Below are 15,600 nucleotides of genomic sequence, written 5' to 3' on the forward strand. Positions count from 1 at the left end.
GCCCGGGATGGAGATCTCGGCGCTTGAACAGAGATTGCGGGACGATCCCGGCGACCTGGCCGGATGGCTGTCCTACGGCGACCGGCTCACGGAACGGGGCGACGCCCGCGGCGAGCTGATCAGGCTCGAACAGCGCCGCGACCGCCTGGCGCCCGCCGGGCGCCGGGACGTGGAACGCGAGATCGCGGCGCTCGTGAAGGAGCACGGCGCGGGCTGGGACGCGGGGCTGCCGCCGGGCGCGACCGTGCTGGAGCGCCGGTACGGGTTCGCGACGAAGGTCGCCGTCGAGTGGTCCGACCGCCTGCCCGTGGTGGTCGAGCAGGCGCTGCGCGGCCCGTTCACGACCGCGCTGCGCGTCGTCATGCCCGGCGACGGCGAGGAGGACTGGGACGGCGAGGAGGGCTGGGACGGCGAATTCAGCGAGGGGCGCTGGCGGGAGAACCTCGATCCGGACGGCCAGCCGAAGCCGTCCGGGGCGATCGAGGCCGGACTGCTCGCGACGCTCGACATCTCGGGACTCACCGAACTGGACCTGTCGTACATCCGCATCGGCGGGCTCGGCGCCAAGGCCCTCGCCGTCTCGGCGCTCCTGCGCGCCGAGACTCCCGGCGCCCTCGACGGCACGGGCCGGATGGAGGCCCTCGACCTCCGGTACGCCCGCGTCGGCGACGGCGGCCTGGCCGCGCTCGCGGAGTCGCCGTCCTTCGGCGGCGTCCGCCGCCTGCGCCTCCAGCGGAACTCCCTGACCGCCGAGGGGGTGCGCGCCCTCCACCGCTTCGCGGGGCTGACCGAACTCGACCTGCGCTACAACGAGATCGGCGCCGCCGGCGTGGAGGCGCTGCTCGCCGCGCCGTTCATCGGCTCGCTCCGGCGGCTGCTGCTGTACCGCGACGACGTCGGAGACGCCGGCGTGAAACTGCTCGCGAACGCCCCCCAACTCCCGCCCGTACTGCGCACCTACTGGAAGAGCGTATGAGCATCGAACTCCGCGACCGATTCTTCGCCCTGTCCAACGGCGACGGCCGCGCCCCGGCCGGCGAGGTCGACGCGTACCGCGCCGAGGTGGACGCGACCGACGCCGAGCCCGCCGCGACGGTCGGCGGGCTGGACGTCTCCTGGCATCCGACCGCGCGCTTCAAGGCGGTGCGCTTCGTCGACGCCGAGGCCATCGACGCCGGCGTCCGCGACCTGTTCGCGCGGCCCAGCCGGGAGGCGCCCCACCTGGCCGCCGTGTTCGCCGACCCCCGCGAGCTGTCGTTCCGGACGTTCGAGAACATCCTGCCGCTGGACGGCCTGCTCGACGGCGCGGAGTGGACGATGGAGCTCACCGGGCGCGAGGAGTTCGCGGCGGGCGCGTACACGTTCGCGCTGCGGCTCCCGGACACCGGCCGCGAGCGGCTCGAACGGCTGGACGCCCTGGACCTCTACGTCCCGCCGCTCAACGCCGCCTCGCGCGGCGGCGACCGCTTCATCTTCCACTCCGCGCTGCTCGCCGAAGCGCTCACCGAGGCGGTCAAGGGCGCGCTGCCGCCGGCGGCCCTGGAGGGGTTCTCGCACGTGAACCCCGTCTTCCGCTGCAACCGCTTCGAGCCGGACGACGCCAACTTCCACCGCCACCGCGACACGCCCTACTACGACGCCGCGCGCGACCACGTCTCCCGCCACACCCTGCTGATCTACCTCACCGGCGGCTCGGGGGACCCCGTGCTCGACCTGTCCGGGGGCGGCGCGCTGACCGACATCGAGCCGTTCACCTGCGTGGTCTTCGACCAGCGGTACGAGCACGAGGGCGCCCCGTACCGCGACGGCCGCAAGGTGTTCCTGCGCACCGAGCTGGTCTTCACCGACCCCGGCGTCGCGCACGACCCCGAGATCGCCGCGCTCTTCGGCAAGGCGTGCTACCTGACCGGGGAGAGCGTCTTCGCGCCGGAGCTGGCCCGGCACGCCGACGACTACTACAACCGGGTCGCGGCGGCGCACTGGGAGGGGCTCACCCCGGCGCCGGACGGGGCCCGCGAGGCGTACGTGCACAAGCGGTTCCGGGGCCTGGACTTCGTCGCCAACGGCTACGACTTCTGGTTCGCCGCGCGCGGCGGCCTGTCACCGGCCGAGTGCGCGGCGATCACGCTGCTGGACTACTTCAACTGCAAGGTCGGCGGCACGGCGTTCCGCGCCCAGTGCGAATCGACGGTGATCGAGGCTGAGGATTCCCGCTGGATCCCGGACTTCCTCGCGGGCAGGGGCGGCGAGGCGCCGATCGCGCCGTTCGACAAGTCCCTGCTGTTCCCCGAGCCGGAGGCGCCCGCGACCGGCGAGCTGCCCGACTGCGCCTGCGGGATCTGCGACGGGGGCATGCTCAACCCCGCATTCGAGAGCACGCGGAACGCCGACGTCATCGAGCACTACACCCGCGCGCAGGACGCCGCGAAGGCCGACATCATGCCCGCGCCGATCCTGCTGCTCGGCGAGAGCGTCGCCCTCGACCCGGACCGGTTCGTCGTCGAGGGCGGCCGCATCCACGTCCTCGGCAAGGAGGCGCTGACCCCGGTGAACTTCGCCTCCTGCCAGGGCGGCCCGCCCGTCCCGCCGGTGGAGGAGTTCGTCACGACGGCGGCCACGGTCGAGGTGCCGCACCTTCTCGTCCCGCCGATCCTGTTCACCGAGTCGGCCGGCTGCTACCACCTCAAGTTCGACTTCTTCCGCAACTCGTGGCTGGTGGACCACGAGCGGTCCGCCGTGTCCGCGTCCGCGTCCGTGTCCGTGTCCGTGTCCGTCCCGATGATCCGCCCGTTCGACTTCGAGACCGACATCGACGAGAACTGGGAGGAGCACGTCGATTACGACGAGGACGACGAGGAATGGGACGACGACGAGGACGATGAGAACGAGGACGGCGAGGACGACGACGAGTAGGCCGGGGCGGGCCGGTCAGCCGAGCGCGGCGAGCCGGCCCATCCGGGCGAGGGCGGACACCCAGAAGCGCTGCCGTTCCGGCGCCTGCCCGACCAGGTAGGTGGCCCGCAGCTTCGGCGGCAGGTAGGGGAGCAGCCGGGCCACCGCGTCCAGGTGCCGTTCCAGCTGGGACACCTCGGCGTTGGAGAACGCCTGGTGGACCAGGTCGGTGTCGTCGGTGCCCTCCGTGCCCGCCTCGGCCGCCGCCGCCAGCCGGGCCTCCCAGCCGGGGAGGTCGGCGGCGATCTCGGCCAGGCCCGCCCGCGGCCGCTCGGCCAGCCGGGCCTCCAGCCCGGACAGCGGCACCGGCGCGTACTCGCCGTCCCCGAGGTAGATCAGCCCCGTCTGGAGCGGCATGCCCGCCCCGTGCAGCTTGATGAGCCGCTCCAGGGTGCGCTTGGTGACCCAGTCCCGGCCGTCGTCGTCGATGTCGTTCTTCCACCACTCCAGGACGGTCTCGGCCGTCTCGCCGTACGTCGAGATCAGCCACTCGTTGGCCGGGATGTCCTCCGGGCGCACCTCGTAGCTGACGGTGAACCGGCTGGCCTGCGCCACGTTGTTGGCGGCGACGAGCAGCTTGCGGCCCAGATGGTACGGCGGGTTCTGCAGCGCCACCTGCGCGCGCAGGCCGGGGAGCGGGCGGCCGGCGAGCGTCCACTCCTGGGTGATCTCCATCAGCCGGGCGAAGGTCGCCTTGTCCTTCGGCCGGTTGTACTCGTCCCAGACCAGCACCTTGGGCTCGGGGTCGAGCAGCGACCGGCTGAGCAGGGCGTCCAGCGACCCGTCCGGCGCGGGCACCGGAACGCACAGGTCCTCGACGTTGGTCACCGGCAGCGAGAAGTACACCGGGTCGCGGCCGGTCTCCTCCCGCGCGATCTGCTTGGTGATCTCCGTCTTGCCGCATCCCGGCGGGCCCTGCAGCAGGACGGCCCAGCGGTGCGTCATCGCGGCCCGCAGGATCCGGCGGACGGGGTCGGACACGGTGGCCGGGTTGCGCGCCCCGACCGCCGCGGCGATGCCGTCGAGCACCTCGGCGGTACGGTCCCGGCCCGGCCTGCCGTCCTCGCCCTCCTCGGTCAGCGCCAGCCGCGCGCCGTTCAGCAGCGGCAGCCCCCAGGCCAGCGGGAATCCGGCGCGCGCGCAGTCGAGCACGTGCTGCAGCGTGCGCGGCGAGAGGGCGTGGCGCAGGCGCGTGCCCAGCGACGCCCACTGCCGGAACACCTCGCGCAGGTCCCAGTCGGGGTACCGCTCCGCCAGCGCCTGCCGCCACGCGGTGTCGTTCGAGGTCAGTCGGAGGGTGACCATCCGGTCCAGGACGGCAAGGTCGGAGCGGCTCGCGCCCGTCTCGGCCAGGGACTCGTTGTCGGTGAGGAAGACCCCGACGCAGCCCAGCTCGCGCAGGTCGTACTCGCCGAGCGTCCAGTCGCACGCGATCTGCATGAGCTGCGACTGCACCGCGTTGCCGGCCTGGAGCGAGTCGTCGATGAGCAGCACGAACGGCTTGCCGGGGACGAGCTGCCGCATGACGAGCTGCCGGAGCATCAGCTCCCCGCTGCGCTCGTCCCGCACCGGCGCGTTGACCAGCAGGTCGTCCGGGGTGAGGTTGGCCGCCGGGACGACCACCAGCGTGGTGCCGGGGAACCGCTCCGGGACGTACGACACGAACGTGGACGTCTTGCCGATCCCGTGCTCGCCGAAGACCTGCCCGGTCTGCCCCATGGCGATCATCGCGTCGATGAACGCCTCCAGCTTCGCGGTGGTCCCGTCCGCCGGCGGATCGGGGTAGGTGGCGGTGGGCTTCCACTGCCGCACTGCGCCCTCCTTCGTGGTGGTCAGCGTCCATCAGCGTTCATCAGCGGTGATCAGCGTTGATCAGCGGTCATCGGCCGGACGCGACCCGGTGGCAGGCCATCGGGGGGTCGTGCCGGTCCGGCCAGTCGTCGCCGCCGTCGGTGATCAGCCAGATCCAGCGGCCGGGGTCGGCGGGGGTGACGCGGGGCGCGTACCCGTCGGTCACCATGATGACCGCGTCCGGGTCCGCCGCGAGCGTCCTGCCGTCCACCTCCAGCCGGCCCTCCGCGTAGTCGACGACGTTCTGGAAGTCGGTGCCGCCGCCGCCCACGACCCGTTCGCCGGGGACGAACGGCGCCACCCTGCCGTCGAAGCTCAGCCAGTGGCTCTCCACGCCGTCGGTCCGCCCGACCAGCGTGGTCAGCCACTCGACGACCGCGTCGGGCATCGAGCCCGAGGTGTCGAACGCGATCAGCACGACCTTCGTCCGCTCCGGCCCGCGCCGGGCCAGCATCGGCTCGTGGCCGAGCGCCAGCATGACCGCGCCGTGCTTCTTCGGGTAGACCAGCCGGTCGCTCTCGGAGAGCTTCGAGGCGAGCACGTCGGTGAGCCACCGCTGCCACCAGTCGACCCGGCGCGTCCTGAGGGTGGTGCCGCGCAGCCGGTCCAGGCCGAGCCCGCCCCACATCCTCGCCAGCCGCTCCCCGCCGTCCGCCGTCCGGTCGGCGAGGTCGAGCAGCTCGCCGCGCGCCGCCCGGTCGCCGCGCAGCGCCGCCTGCGCCACCTCGCGCAGCACCTCCTCGCCGACGCGTTCCACGGTGGCGTCCTCCAGCGGGACGCCCTCGCCGCCCAGGTGGACGCAGTACGTGGCCGCGGGGACGGGCGGGTCCTTCATCTTGCGCAGCTCGCCGTACACCGTGAGGTCGGTGCGGGTGAACTCGTCGTACGGCAGCGGGGCCAGCCCCTGCTCCAGCAGATCGTCCCGGTACGCCCGGTAGATGGTCTCCGGATCGACGCCCACCGGCTCCCGCTCGACCTCGCCGTCCTCGCCGCCGCCCTCGCCACCGTCCGTGCCGCGTACCGGGACGGTCGGAAGGGCGGACCGCTCCAGCCGGCGCAGCGCGACATGGTTGACGATCACCTCCGCGGCCAGCGTGAACACCGGGTCGGTCCGCAGCTCCTCGTCCACGTGCAGGTGCCGGAGCATCAGGTGCCGGGCCTCGTGGAACAGCACGAACCCGACGCCGTCGAGGTCGAGCTCCAGGAAGAAGTACGGGTTGTAGAGCAGGACGCAGCCGTGCTCGCCGGTCGCCGCCACCGCGGCGGTGGGGACCGCGGTGGTCGGGATGTGGTGGTGGCATTTGGCGTACAGCCAGGACGCGACCGTGCTCTCGCCGACCCCGAAGCCCAGCAGCGCGTCCTCCTTGCGCCGCCGTGCCCGCTCCACCACGTCCGGGTCGGCCGGCTCCTCCGCCATCAGGCGGCGCGGATCGGGCAGCCCGGGATAGCCCTGCGACAAGTCTCCCCAGCCCCCCGCCCGTCACGATCCGTCCCGTACCGACCACAGGAACGTTAGCGGCCCGGTGTGACAGAACGGGCGTGCCCTGGGGACTCAGCCACCGAGGATGCGGCGGACCAGGTCCTCGGTGTAGGCCTCGGTGAACCGGTCGGCGGGCCCGCTGATCTCGACCTTCCCGCCGGTGATGGGGGCCGCGACCGTCGGCGCGGCCAGCACCTCCCCCTGGGCGAGGACGGCGATCCTGTTGGCCGGCTCCTGCCGCTTCGCCGCCGCGGCCGTCAGGGCGGCGAACGTCCGGGCGTCCGCCGGGGTGAACGACATCGCCACCGTGTGGGTCGTCCGGCCCTCGGAGCCGGGCGGCCGGACGCGGATGTCCTCGACCTCGCGGATCGTCATGCCGGAGCCCACCTGGAGGCACCGCCCGTCGGACGGGTCCGCCAGCCATGCCTGCCCGCACGGCCCGTCCGCCGCCGCCAGCACCGGGACGAAGCTCACCGGCTGCTTCAGCCGGCCGGACCCGCCGGCCGCGGGGTCCTTCTCCCGCAGCAGCGCGTAGGCGCCCAGCACGGCCACGCCGAGGACGGTGACGGCTCCCACGACCAGCACGGGGATCAGCCATGCCCGGCGTGCCGGCGGCGGGGGTGGCGGGGAGAAGGGCGGGGGAGGCGGCGGATTGGCCCCGTAGGGCGGGGGATCGCTCTGCACAAGGTCCGAGTATGGCCGCCGTGCCCGTCCCGCGCCATGCCCGCCCGCTCAGCCGAGATCGGCGATCTTGCGTTCCAGCACCTCCCGCTCGCGCTCGTTGCCGCACAGCCGGACGGCCTCCGCGAACTCGGCACGGGCCTCCTTGGCGCGGCCGAGGCGGGCGAACAGCTCGCCGCGCACACTCGGCAGCAGGTGGGAGTGCGCCAGCGTCCCGGCGGCGGCCAGCCCGTCCACGATCGGCAGGGCCGCGGCCGGCCCCTGCGCCATGGAGACCGCCACCGCCCGGTTGAGGTCCACCACCGGGGACGGCGCCAGCCGGCCGAGCGCCTCGTAGACGAGCACGATGCGCTCCCAGTCGGTCTCGTCGACGGACGGCGCGACGGCGTGGCACTCGGCGATCGCCGCCTGGAGCCCGTAGGCGCCCAGGCCGCGGCCGGTCCGCTCGGCGCGGGCCAGCGCGGCCCGGCCCCGGCGGATCGCGGAGCGGTCCCAGCGGCGGCGGTCCTGGTGCTCCAGCAGCACCGGCCGGCCGTCCTGCCCGGTACGGGCGGGGAAGCGCGCCGCCGTCAGTTCGAGCAGCGCCAGCAGGCCCAGCACCTCCGGCTCGTCCGGCACCAGCCGGGCCAGCACCCGCGCGAGGCGCTGCGCCTCGCCGGCCAGGTCGAGCCGGAGCAGGTCGCCGCCGGAGCTGGCCGAGGACCCCTCCGTGAAGATCACGTAGATCACGCTGAGCACCGACCCGAGCCGCTCGCGCCGGTCCTGCGCGGGCGGGACCTCGAACGGCACGCGGGCCGCCCCGAGGGTCTTCTTCGCCCGCGTGATGCGGGCCTGCACGGTGGCGGTCGGGACGAGGAACGCCCGCGCGATCTCGTCGCTGGTCAGCCCGCCGACCACGCGCAGCGTGAGCGCCACCCGCGCCTCCGGCGACAGCACGGGGTGGCAGGCGGTGAACATCAGCGCGAGCACGTCGTCGTCGATCTGGTCCGGGTCCCACAGCACCTCGGCGTCCGGGTCCGGCGCGGCGGGCTCGGCCCCGGAGAGCGCGCCGCCCTCGCCCAGGTTCTGGGCGAGGGCGGCGTACCTCTCGTCGCGGGCGGAGCGCCGCCGGAACGCGTCGATCGCGCGGCGCCGGCCCACGGTCAGCAGCCACCCCGCGGGGTTGCGGGGCACCCCCTCGCGCGGCCAGTTCACGAGCGCCTCGGCCAGCGCCTCCTGGGCGAGGTCCTCGGCCAGCGCGAAGTCGCCGGTGTAGCGCGTGAGCGCGCCGACGATCCGCGCCGACTCGATCCGCCAGACGGCGGCCACCGCCTCACGACCGGTGTGATCCGTCATCTCCCGCCGTTCCGCTCAGAGCTGGCCGGTCGCCTCGCGCCACGCCCGCTCCTTCTTGATCCACTCGTTGTCCTGCGGCATCTCGTCGATCGTGGTGACGCGGCGGATCTCGGTCTTGAAGCCGGGGCCGGTGAGCGGCGCCCGCTTGGCCCACTCGACCGCCTCCTCCTTCGACGCGACGTTGAGGATGTAGAAGCCGCCGAACAGCTCCTTGGTCTCCCCGTACGGCCCGTCGGTGACGACCGGCACCTCGGAGCCGTGGTCGACGACCACGCCCTCAGCGGCGTCGTCCAGGCCCTCCGCCGCGACCAGCACGCCGGCCCGGATCAGCTCGTCGTTGAACCTGCCGACGGTCTCGATCATCTCGGTGAAGTCGACGTCCGCCATCGTCTTGAAGGCCTCGTCGGTCGCGCGCATGATCAGCATGTACTTCATGTCCGTCTCCCTGGCTCGGTCGGGCCCCTTGCGAACCCTCTCACCCCAAGGTCGAACGGTGCGCGGACCGGATCGACACGGCGGCCGAACTTTTTCCGGGAATTTCGGGAACCCGACATCATGGGTGTCGATCGCTCGACCGAACCGCCAGGCAGGAGCCCGCATGAGCCGCCGTTCCGGCGCCCCCGAACCGTCGACCTCACGGTCGGCCACCGCCAAACTGGCGGTCCTCGCCGCGCTGCTGCTCGGACTCGGCGTGCTGGTGGCCCTGGGCGGCGGCGCGTTCTGGGCGGACCTCAGCGCGTGGGTCGACTCGCTCGGCTTCTGGGGGCCGCTCGTCTTCGCGGCCTGCTACGCGCTCGCGGTGGCGGCGCTGGTCCCTGGCTCGGTGCTGAACGCGTCCGCCGGCGCGCTCTTCGGCGTCGCCCTCGGCTCGGTGGCGGTGATCGCCGGCGCCTCCGCCGGGGCGGCGCTCTCGTTCGGCCTGGCCAGGCTCCTGGGCCGCCCGGCGGTGGCCCGGTTCACCGGGTCGGGACGGCTCGCGCGGCTGGAGTCGTACCTGTCGCGCCGCGCGTTCGAGTCCATCCTGGTGCTGCGGATGGTGTCGATGTTCCCGTTCGGCGCGGTCAACTACGGGGCGGGGGTCGCCGGTGTCGGGTTCGCCCCGTACATGGCGGGCACCGTGCTCGGGATCGTGCCGGGCACGCTCGTCTACACCGGCCTCGGCGAGGCGCTGCGCGAGCCCGGTTCGCCGGCGGTGTGGATCGCCCCGGCGGGACTGGTGGTCCTGAGCGCGGGCGGCTGGTACGCGTCCCGCCTCGTCCGCGCCCGCACCGCCCGGACGGCCGCCGCGAAGCCCCAGGAGACCGGCGACGCGCCCTGAGGCCGGCCACCGGAACGGGCCCGGCCATCGTGTCGGCGCGCCATGGCGCGCCCGGCGATGTGACCATGGCGGCATGCCGGTCACCGATGACGCCGGGGACGCCGCCGGGCACGGCCCGGTGCGGGCGGACCGGCGGATCGCCGAGCTCGACGCCCTGCGGGGCTTCGCGCTCTGCGGGATCGTCTTCATCAACATCCCGCAGACCCTGGAGATGTTCGGCGCCGAGGAGGAGCTGCCCGGCGTCCTCAGGTGGTTCGTCCTCGGACGCTTCTACCCGATCTTCTTCCTGCTGTTCGGCATCGGGTTCGGGATCTTCCTGCGGTCGGCGCGGCGGCACGCGCGGCGCCCCCGCGTCCTGCTCCTGCGCCGGTTCGCGGCGCTGGCGGCCGTGGGCGCGCTGCTGCACCTGCTGCAACCGGGGGAGGTGCTGCTGCCGTTCGCCGTCACCGGCGTCCTGGTCCTGCTGCCGCTCAGCTACCTGGACGGGCGGGCGGTGCTGGTCAACGGCGTCGTCCTGACCGCCGTCGGCCTGCTGGCCGGGACCGGCGGGTACGGGCTGCTGCCAGGGCTGTTCGCGCTGGGGTTCGCGCTCGCGGAGCTGGACGTGCCCGCCACCCTGGAACGGCGGGCGGGGCAGCTCCTCGCCCTCGGCGCCGGGGCCGCCGCGGCGGGCGCCCTCGCCTGGTGGCCGATCGTCCTCGGCCCGCCCGGTGCCGCGGGGACGCGGCTCGGGCTGCTGCTCTCGCTCGCCATGGCCGCCTGCTACCTGGTGCTCTTCCTGCTGGCGCTCCGCACGCCCGCCGGGCCCGTACTGTCGCGGGCGCTGTCCCCGATGGGGCGCATGGCGCTGACCAACTACGTCACCGCCGCGCTGCTGTTCGTCCCGATCGGCAGGGCCATGGGGTTGCACGGGTCCGCCGAGTGGGGCCTGTCGGCGCTGCTGGGGATCGGCGTCCTGGCCGTGCAGGCGGTGTTCAGCGTTCTGTGGCTCCGGAGGTTCCGCTATGGCCCCCTGGAGTGGGCGTGGCGATGCGTCACGTACTGGAGGCGCCTGCCTGTCCGTGGGCCGGCCTGACGGCCCCGGAAAGGCCGATTTCTTATGGAGGGCGCACACTCCCCGCTTTTCTCTAACACGGGAATTGTGCAATTGAAAGCGCTGTTTTCCGGTCAACGGAAATAGGCGATTGCGCCGATGACCTGCCGCGAATCCCGACGGACCCTGCGGTCATGAGAACCTCAGTCAAGGCGGGCGAATCCCGCCCCCGCCGCTCCCGCCCCCGTCGCCGCCGCAGACCGTTGCTGGCCGGTGCGGCGTCGGCCGCGCTCCTCCTCGCGCTCACCGGGACGGCCTGGGCGCTCGCGCCGCCCGCGAGCGCGCAGACAGGCTTCCACGAAGTACGAGCCTTCGGGAGCAATCCGGGAAATCTGCGGATGTTCGCGTACGTCCCCGCCGCCGCCCAGAACGGCGCGCCGGTGGTCGTCCTCTTCCACGGCTGCGGCGGCTCCGCCGAGGACCTCGACGTGAACACCGGCTGGCGCAAGTTCGCCGACGCCTACGGCTTCACCATCGTCTTCCCCGAGCAGAAACAGGAGAACGTCGGCTCGGGCGGGATCGTCCCGCACAAGTGCTTCAGCGCGTGGAACGCCGAGGACCGCACGCACGCCGGGCAGGGCGAGGCCCGTTCCGTCGTCCAGATGGTCGACTACATGAAGGCGAACCACCAGGCGGACGCCGGCCGGGTCTTCGCCACCGGGTACTCCGGCGGGGGCGCGGCGACCAACGTCATGCTCGCCGCGTATCCCGAGGTGTTCAAGGCGGGCGCGGTGTTCTTCGGAATGGCGTACGGCTGCGCCGACACCGAGGACGCCTATTTCCGCACCGGGTCGTTCGGGCCGTGCTCCGGGGCGTTCAACACGCTCACCCCGCGGCAGTGGGGCGACAAGGTCCGCGCGGCCTACCCGGGCTATTCCGGCCCGCGGCCGCGCGTGCAGATCTGGCACGGCGGCGCGGACCGGCTGATCGACCCGAACTCCCTGGAGAAGCAGCGCGACCAGTGGACGGACGTGTTCGGCTTCTCCCGGACGCCCGCGTCCACGACCACCCCGGCGCTCGGCGTCACCAAGAGCGTCTACGGCGACGGCCGGCTGGAGACGTACCTGATCAGGTCGATGGGGCACGAGGCGCCCATCGACCCGGGAACGGGACCGGACAAGTGCGGCTCCGTCGGGCAGGGCCATGACGCCCTCTGCGGTCCGTACTACGCCGCGCGCTTCTTCGGCCTGAACTGACCCGCCGCGCCGGGCCGTGCCGGTTTCGGCCGGCCCGGCCCGGTCCTTCAGCTGGCCTGGACGACGCCGGTCGCGACCAGCGTGAGCACGACCGCGCCGAGGATCACCCGGTACACGATGAAGACGGTGTACGTGTGCTTCGCGATGAACTTCAGCAGCCAGGCCACGGCCACGTACGCGACGATGAAGCTGACCACCGTCGCCGTGATCGTCGCGGGCCAGCCGACGCCCGTGGTGATGGTGTCGAACTCGTCCACGACCTGGAGCGCGCCGGCCGCGGTCAGGGCGGGCACCGACAGGAAGAACGACAGCTTGGTGACCGTCACCCGGTCCAGTCCCCGCATCAGGCCGGCCGACATCGTCGCCCCGGAGCGCGACACCCCCGGGATCAGCGCCAGGCACTGGACGATCCCGATGATGAGCGTGTCCTTCCAGGTCACGTCCTTCTCGTCGCGCTTCTGGGTGGCGGTCTTGTCGGCGAAGTACATCACCCCGCTCCACAGGATCAGCGCCGACCCGACGAACCAGAGGCTGCGGAGCGTCGTCTCGATCTGGTCCTTGAACAGCAGGCCGACGATGCCGATCGGGATCGCGCCGAGGAGCACCGCCCACGCCTGCCGGTAGTTGAGATCGGCCCGGTGCTCGCGGCTGGCCAGCCCGCGCACCCAGGCCGCGATGAGCCGCTGGAAGTCGGCCCGGAAGTAGATCAGGGTCGCGAGCACGGCGCCGACCTGGATGATCGCGGTGAACGCCGTGATGTCGGGGTCGTCGGGGGAGTGCCCGAGGATGCTCTCCAGGATCGTCAGGTGCCCCGTGCTGGAGACCGGCAGGAACTCGGTCAGCCCCTCCACGGCCCCGAGGAAGACCGCTTCCAGAATGTTCAACGTAGCCCTCATGTTCGTTCGTCGACGCGTCCCGGGCGGTCCGCCGCGACCGGCCGCGTCTCACTGCTCAGGGGGTGCACGCCGCGGGGAACTCCATCAGCGGCAGCAGGAACAGTACTGGTCGATCCGGGCCGGGCGGACGCGATCGGCGACCGGCGCGCCGGTCGCGGGAGCGGGGGCACGGGGCCGCACCGTCCCGAACGTACACGTTCTCCCGGGAGCCCCACAGGCACCGGCCCGATGGGAGCGAGATCCGCCTCCCGCGCGCGCGGCCGGGCGGCGGGGGACGGCCGGGCCGGTCAGCGGGCGTGTCACGGCGGGCCGGCCGGTGCGTCCGGGAGCCCGCGCGCACCGGCCGACCCGGCGTGACGGCATGATCACCCGGCGGTGCGGCGGCGTCCGGCGGGCATGCGGGGGAGTGCCGCGGGCGCGGCGGAAGTTCACGTCCTTTTCATCCGCCGGTCACGTCCGGGCGCCCGCGGCGGATTCCCGCGGCCGGTCAGCCGCCGAGGACCAGCCGGACGCCGCGCCCGTAGAGGCGCAGCGAGAAGAGCAGCAGCGGGATGCCGAGGGGAAGCAGCAGGATGGTGGCGCAGAGGATGACCGACACCACCGTGAGAACCGTGGCGAGAAGCCACACGACGAGGGCCAGGAGGCCGCGCACCAGTACGGTAAGCAGGCCCACGACGGGGGACAGCACCCCGTTGAGCAGCCCGCTCAGGAACCTCATCTTCCTTCACCTCTCTGTGAATGAATGAGGTGGGCTCCATACCCGGAAGTTCCCTTCCCATGTACGGAAAGTCAGGGAACGGGGAGGGTATGGCGGGCAGTGCTGATTGGTCCCAGAAAGGTGTGGTGTCGGACGGGCCGAAGAGGGTCCGCCACGGATACGATCTTGGTGACGCGACCGCACCCGCCCCCGAGGAACCGCCCTTCATGACCGAGAACCCACCGTCCTTGGATCTGCGTACCGACGAGCCGCACCCCGCGCGGGTCTACGACTTCTACCTCGGCGGCAAGGACCATTTCGGCGCCGACCGGGAATTCGGCCGGCGCGTCCTGAGCATCTGCCCGCAGCTGCGCCCGCTGGCGCGCGCCAACCGCAGGTTCCTCGCCCGTTCCGTCGGGGTGCTCGCGCGCGACCACGGCGTCCGCCAGTTCCTGGACCTCGGTACGGGCCTGCCGACCTCGCCCAACCTGCACGAGGTCGCCCAGGGCGTCGCCCCCGAGTCCCGCGTGGTGTACGTCGACAACGACCCGATCGTCCTCAACCACGCCCGCGCGCTGCTGACCAGCGCACCCGAGGGCGCCACGGCCTACATCGACTCGAACGTCGTCGACATCGACCGCATCATGCGGGAGGCGGCGCGGACGCTCGACTTCGACCGGCCGGTGGCGGTCAGCGCGCTGGCCCTGTTCCACTTCCTGCCCGACCCCCATCCCGCCGAGCTGCTGGCCGAGCTCCGCGGCCGGCTCGCCCCCGGCAGCTTCCTGACGATCAGCCACGTGCTGCCGGCCCTCCAGGAGGTCGCCGACGCCTACCAGGGGACGATGGGCCTGGGGACGCTGCGCGACCGGGACGAGATCACCGCCCTCTTCGGCGACTTCGAGTTCATCGAGCCGGGCCTGGTCGACCCGTTCCGCTGGCGGCCCGAACTGGAACCCGCCGAGACCGAGCCCGGCGACGAGATAGAGAATCTGGGGGCCTGCGCGGTGGCCCGCAAGCCGGCCGAGTGATTCCGGCCGTGCGTCACGCGGCCCGGCATTCGATGATCACGTGGCGGCCCGTGGGGCGGTGCACGGCGGCGACCCGGAGGCCGGCGCCTGCGGCGAGCGCCGCGTAGTCGTCGAGGGTGCGCTCGCGGCCGCCGGCCAGCACGAGCATGCGCAGGTCCATCTCCGCGAACGCGGCGGGCGCGTCGCCCGGGGCGCCGTGCTCCTCGACCACCAGGACCCGGCCGGCCGCGCCGGCGGCCTCGGCGCAGCGGCGCAGGATCGCGGTCGCGGCGGCGTCGTCCCAGTCGTGGACGACGCGGCAGAGCAGGTAGACGTCCGCGCCGGCGGGCAGCGGGTCGAAGAAGCTCTGGCCGGCGATCTCGCACCGGCCGTCCAGGCCGAGCGCGGCCAGGTGCTCCCGGGCGCGGGCCGCGGTCTCCGGCAGGTCGGCCAGCGTGCCGCGCAGCCGCGGGTTCCGGCGGAGCAGCTCGGCGATCAGTGATCCGGTGCCGCCGCCGACGTCGGCGACGTGCCGTACCGCCGTCCAGTCGTAGCCGTCCGCCACCGCCGTGTTGTGCCCGGGGTTGGCCGCCATGGCCGCGTCGAACGAGGCGCCGATCGCGGGGTTCGCGTCGAGGTAGCGCCAGAACGGCAGCCCGAAGACCCGCTCCCAGGCCGGCTCCCCGGTGCGGACGGTGTGGGCCAGCTCGGTGAACGCCAGGTCCATCCGGCCGCCGAAGCCGTCCAGGTCCAGCCAGGCGCGCATCCCGGCGGGGTGGTCGGAGCGCAGCAGCGCGGCGGTCAGGTCGAGCGCGAACTCGCCCGGCCGGGGTTCGGTGAACACGCCGTGCAGGACGAGGTGGCGCAGCATCCGGCCGAGCGCGTCCGGATCGGCGCCGGCGCGTTCGGCCAGGTCCTCGACGCGGGCCCCCTCGCCGCCGTCGCCGTCCGGCATGAAGTCGGCGAGCCGGAGCGTCGCGGCGACCCGGAGCGCCATCGGGGTCACCAGGTCCATCAGCGGCCCCAGCGTCCCCCACGCCGCCATCATCGCCTCGTCGGTCACCTCTGCCTGCTCTTCCGGAGTCATCCGCATC

14 protein-coding genes are annotated in these 15,600 nt (G+C 73.2%); 6 read left to right on the forward strand and 8 right to left on the reverse strand.

From position 1 onward, the window contains the following. Positions 1-7 precede the first annotated feature (7 nt). Both AB0881_RS00995 and AB0881_RS01000 read left to right on the forward strand, forming a co-directional pair. Complete coding sequence (locus AB0881_RS00995) at positions 8-976, forward strand: hypothetical protein (RefSeq protein ID WP_366613241.1); 969 nt, start codon at positions 8-10, stop codon at positions 974-976. Beyond that, positions 973-2,913 (forward strand): hypothetical protein, encoded by a 1,941-nt coding sequence (locus AB0881_RS01000; RefSeq protein ID WP_366613243.1) that lies wholly within the window; start codon positions 973-975, stop codon positions 2,911-2,913. The genes AB0881_RS00995 and AB0881_RS01000 overlap by 4 nt, the downstream gene beginning before the upstream one ends. Before the next feature lie 15 nt (positions 2,914-2,928). On the opposite strand, the gene AB0881_RS01005 is transcribed toward AB0881_RS01000, so the two are convergent. The 5 genes from AB0881_RS01005 to AB0881_RS01025 form a co-directional block, all read right to left on the reverse strand. Further along, the gene (locus AB0881_RS01005; protein WP_366613245.1) at positions 2,929-4,764 is read right to left on the reverse strand and encodes an ATP-binding protein; all 1,836 of its coding nucleotides are present in this window, start codon (positions 4,762-4,764) and stop codon (positions 2,929-2,931) included. A 67-nt stretch (positions 4,765-4,831) separates the two neighbouring features. After that, on the reverse strand, positions 4,832-6,262 hold the full coding sequence (locus tag AB0881_RS01010) for a hypothetical protein (protein ID WP_366613247.1): 1,431 nt from the start codon (positions 6,260-6,262) through the stop codon (positions 4,832-4,834). A gap of 93 nt (positions 6,263-6,355) precedes the next feature. Then, positions 6,356-6,868 carry a hypothetical protein gene (locus AB0881_RS01015; RefSeq protein ID WP_366613249.1) on the reverse strand — a complete coding sequence of 171 codons (513 nt, stop codon included), beginning with the start codon at positions 6,866-6,868 and terminating at the stop codon, positions 6,356-6,358. A 147-nt stretch (positions 6,869-7,015) separates the two neighbouring features. Continuing rightward, entirely contained in the window at positions 7,016-8,299 is a 1,284-nt protein-coding gene (locus AB0881_RS01020) for a sigma-70 family RNA polymerase sigma factor (protein WP_366613251.1), read from the reverse strand. Between the two features lie 15 nt (positions 8,300-8,314). Beyond that, positions 8,315-8,734 (reverse strand): YciI family protein, encoded by a 420-nt coding sequence (locus tag AB0881_RS01025; RefSeq protein WP_366613253.1) that lies wholly within the window; start codon positions 8,732-8,734, stop codon positions 8,315-8,317. A 163-nt stretch (positions 8,735-8,897) separates the two neighbouring features. Here AB0881_RS01025 and AB0881_RS01030 point away from each other — a divergent pair, with 163 nt between their 5' ends. From AB0881_RS01030 to AB0881_RS01040, 3 genes are all read left to right on the forward strand, one after another. Further along, entirely contained in the window at positions 8,898-9,617 is a 720-nt protein-coding gene (locus AB0881_RS01030; RefSeq protein ID WP_366613255.1) for a VTT domain-containing protein, read from the forward strand. Between the two features lie 73 nt (positions 9,618-9,690). Beyond that, positions 9,691-10,692 (forward strand): DUF418 domain-containing protein, encoded by a 1,002-nt coding sequence (locus AB0881_RS01035; RefSeq protein WP_366613257.1) that lies wholly within the window; start codon positions 9,691-9,693, stop codon positions 10,690-10,692. A gap of 152 nt (positions 10,693-10,844) precedes the next feature. Then, positions 10,845-11,906, forward strand: a complete 1,062-nt coding sequence (locus tag AB0881_RS01040; RefSeq protein ID WP_366613259.1) for a PHB depolymerase family esterase — start codon at positions 10,845-10,847, stop codon at positions 11,904-11,906. 47 nt (positions 11,907-11,953) lie between these two features. Here AB0881_RS01040 and AB0881_RS01045 read toward each other — a convergent pair whose 3' ends face one another. Further along, complete coding sequence (locus AB0881_RS01045; RefSeq protein WP_366613261.1) at positions 11,954-12,790, reverse strand: undecaprenyl-diphosphate phosphatase; 837 nt, start codon at positions 12,788-12,790, stop codon at positions 11,954-11,956. Positions 12,791-13,289: 499 nt separating this feature from the next. Then, complete coding sequence (locus AB0881_RS01050; RefSeq protein ID WP_366613263.1) at positions 13,290-13,520, reverse strand: hypothetical protein; 231 nt, start codon at positions 13,518-13,520, stop codon at positions 13,290-13,292. Positions 13,521-13,726: 206 nt separating this feature from the next. Here AB0881_RS01050 and AB0881_RS01055 point away from each other — a divergent pair, with 206 nt between their 5' ends. Then, complete coding sequence (locus tag AB0881_RS01055; RefSeq protein WP_366613265.1) at positions 13,727-14,527, forward strand: SAM-dependent methyltransferase; 801 nt, start codon at positions 13,727-13,729, stop codon at positions 14,525-14,527. Positions 14,528-14,540: 13 nt separating this feature from the next. On the opposite strand, the gene AB0881_RS01060 is transcribed toward AB0881_RS01055, so the two are convergent. Further along, complete coding sequence (locus AB0881_RS01060; protein ID WP_366613267.1) at positions 14,541-15,593, reverse strand: methyltransferase; 1,053 nt, start codon at positions 15,591-15,593, stop codon at positions 14,541-14,543. Positions 15,594-15,600: the final 7 nt, after the last annotated feature.

Origin of the sequence: Spirillospora sp. NPDC029432 (genome assembly GCF_040703975.1) — a bacterium.
GTDB lineage: Bacteria > Actinomycetota > Actinomycetes > Streptosporangiales > Streptosporangiaceae > Spirillospora.

Coding starts and splice junctions, on each gene's coding strand:
- AB0881_RS01030 (WP_366613255.1), top strand. CDS start 8,898: ATGAGCCGCCGTTCCGGCGCCCCCGAACCGTCGACCTCACGGTCGGCC.
- AB0881_RS01040 (WP_366613259.1), top strand. CDS start 10,845: ATGAGAACCTCAGTCAAGGCGGGCGAATCCCGCCCCCGCCGCTCCCGC.
- AB0881_RS01020 (WP_366613251.1), bottom strand. CDS start 8,299: ATGACGGATCACACCGGTCGTGAGGCGGTGGCCGCCGTCTGGCGGATC.
- AB0881_RS00995 (WP_366613241.1), top strand. CDS start 8: ATGGAGATCTCGGCGCTTGAACAGAGATTGCGGGACGATCCCGGCGAC.
- AB0881_RS01025 (WP_366613253.1), bottom strand. CDS start 8,734: ATGAAGTACATGCTGATCATGCGCGCGACCGACGAGGCCTTCAAGACG.
- AB0881_RS01055 (WP_366613265.1), top strand. CDS start 13,727: ATGACCGAGAACCCACCGTCCTTGGATCTGCGTACCGACGAGCCGCAC.
- AB0881_RS01035 (WP_366613257.1), top strand. CDS start 9,691: ATGCCGGTCACCGATGACGCCGGGGACGCCGCCGGGCACGGCCCGGTG.
- AB0881_RS01060 (WP_366613267.1), bottom strand. CDS start 15,593: ATGACTCCGGAAGAGCAGGCAGAGGTGACCGACGAGGCGATGATGGCG.
- AB0881_RS01000 (WP_366613243.1), top strand. CDS start 973: ATGAGCATCGAACTCCGCGACCGATTCTTCGCCCTGTCCAACGGCGAC.
- AB0881_RS01050 (WP_366613263.1), bottom strand. CDS start 13,520: ATGAGGTTCCTGAGCGGGCTGCTCAACGGGGTGCTGTCCCCCGTCGTG.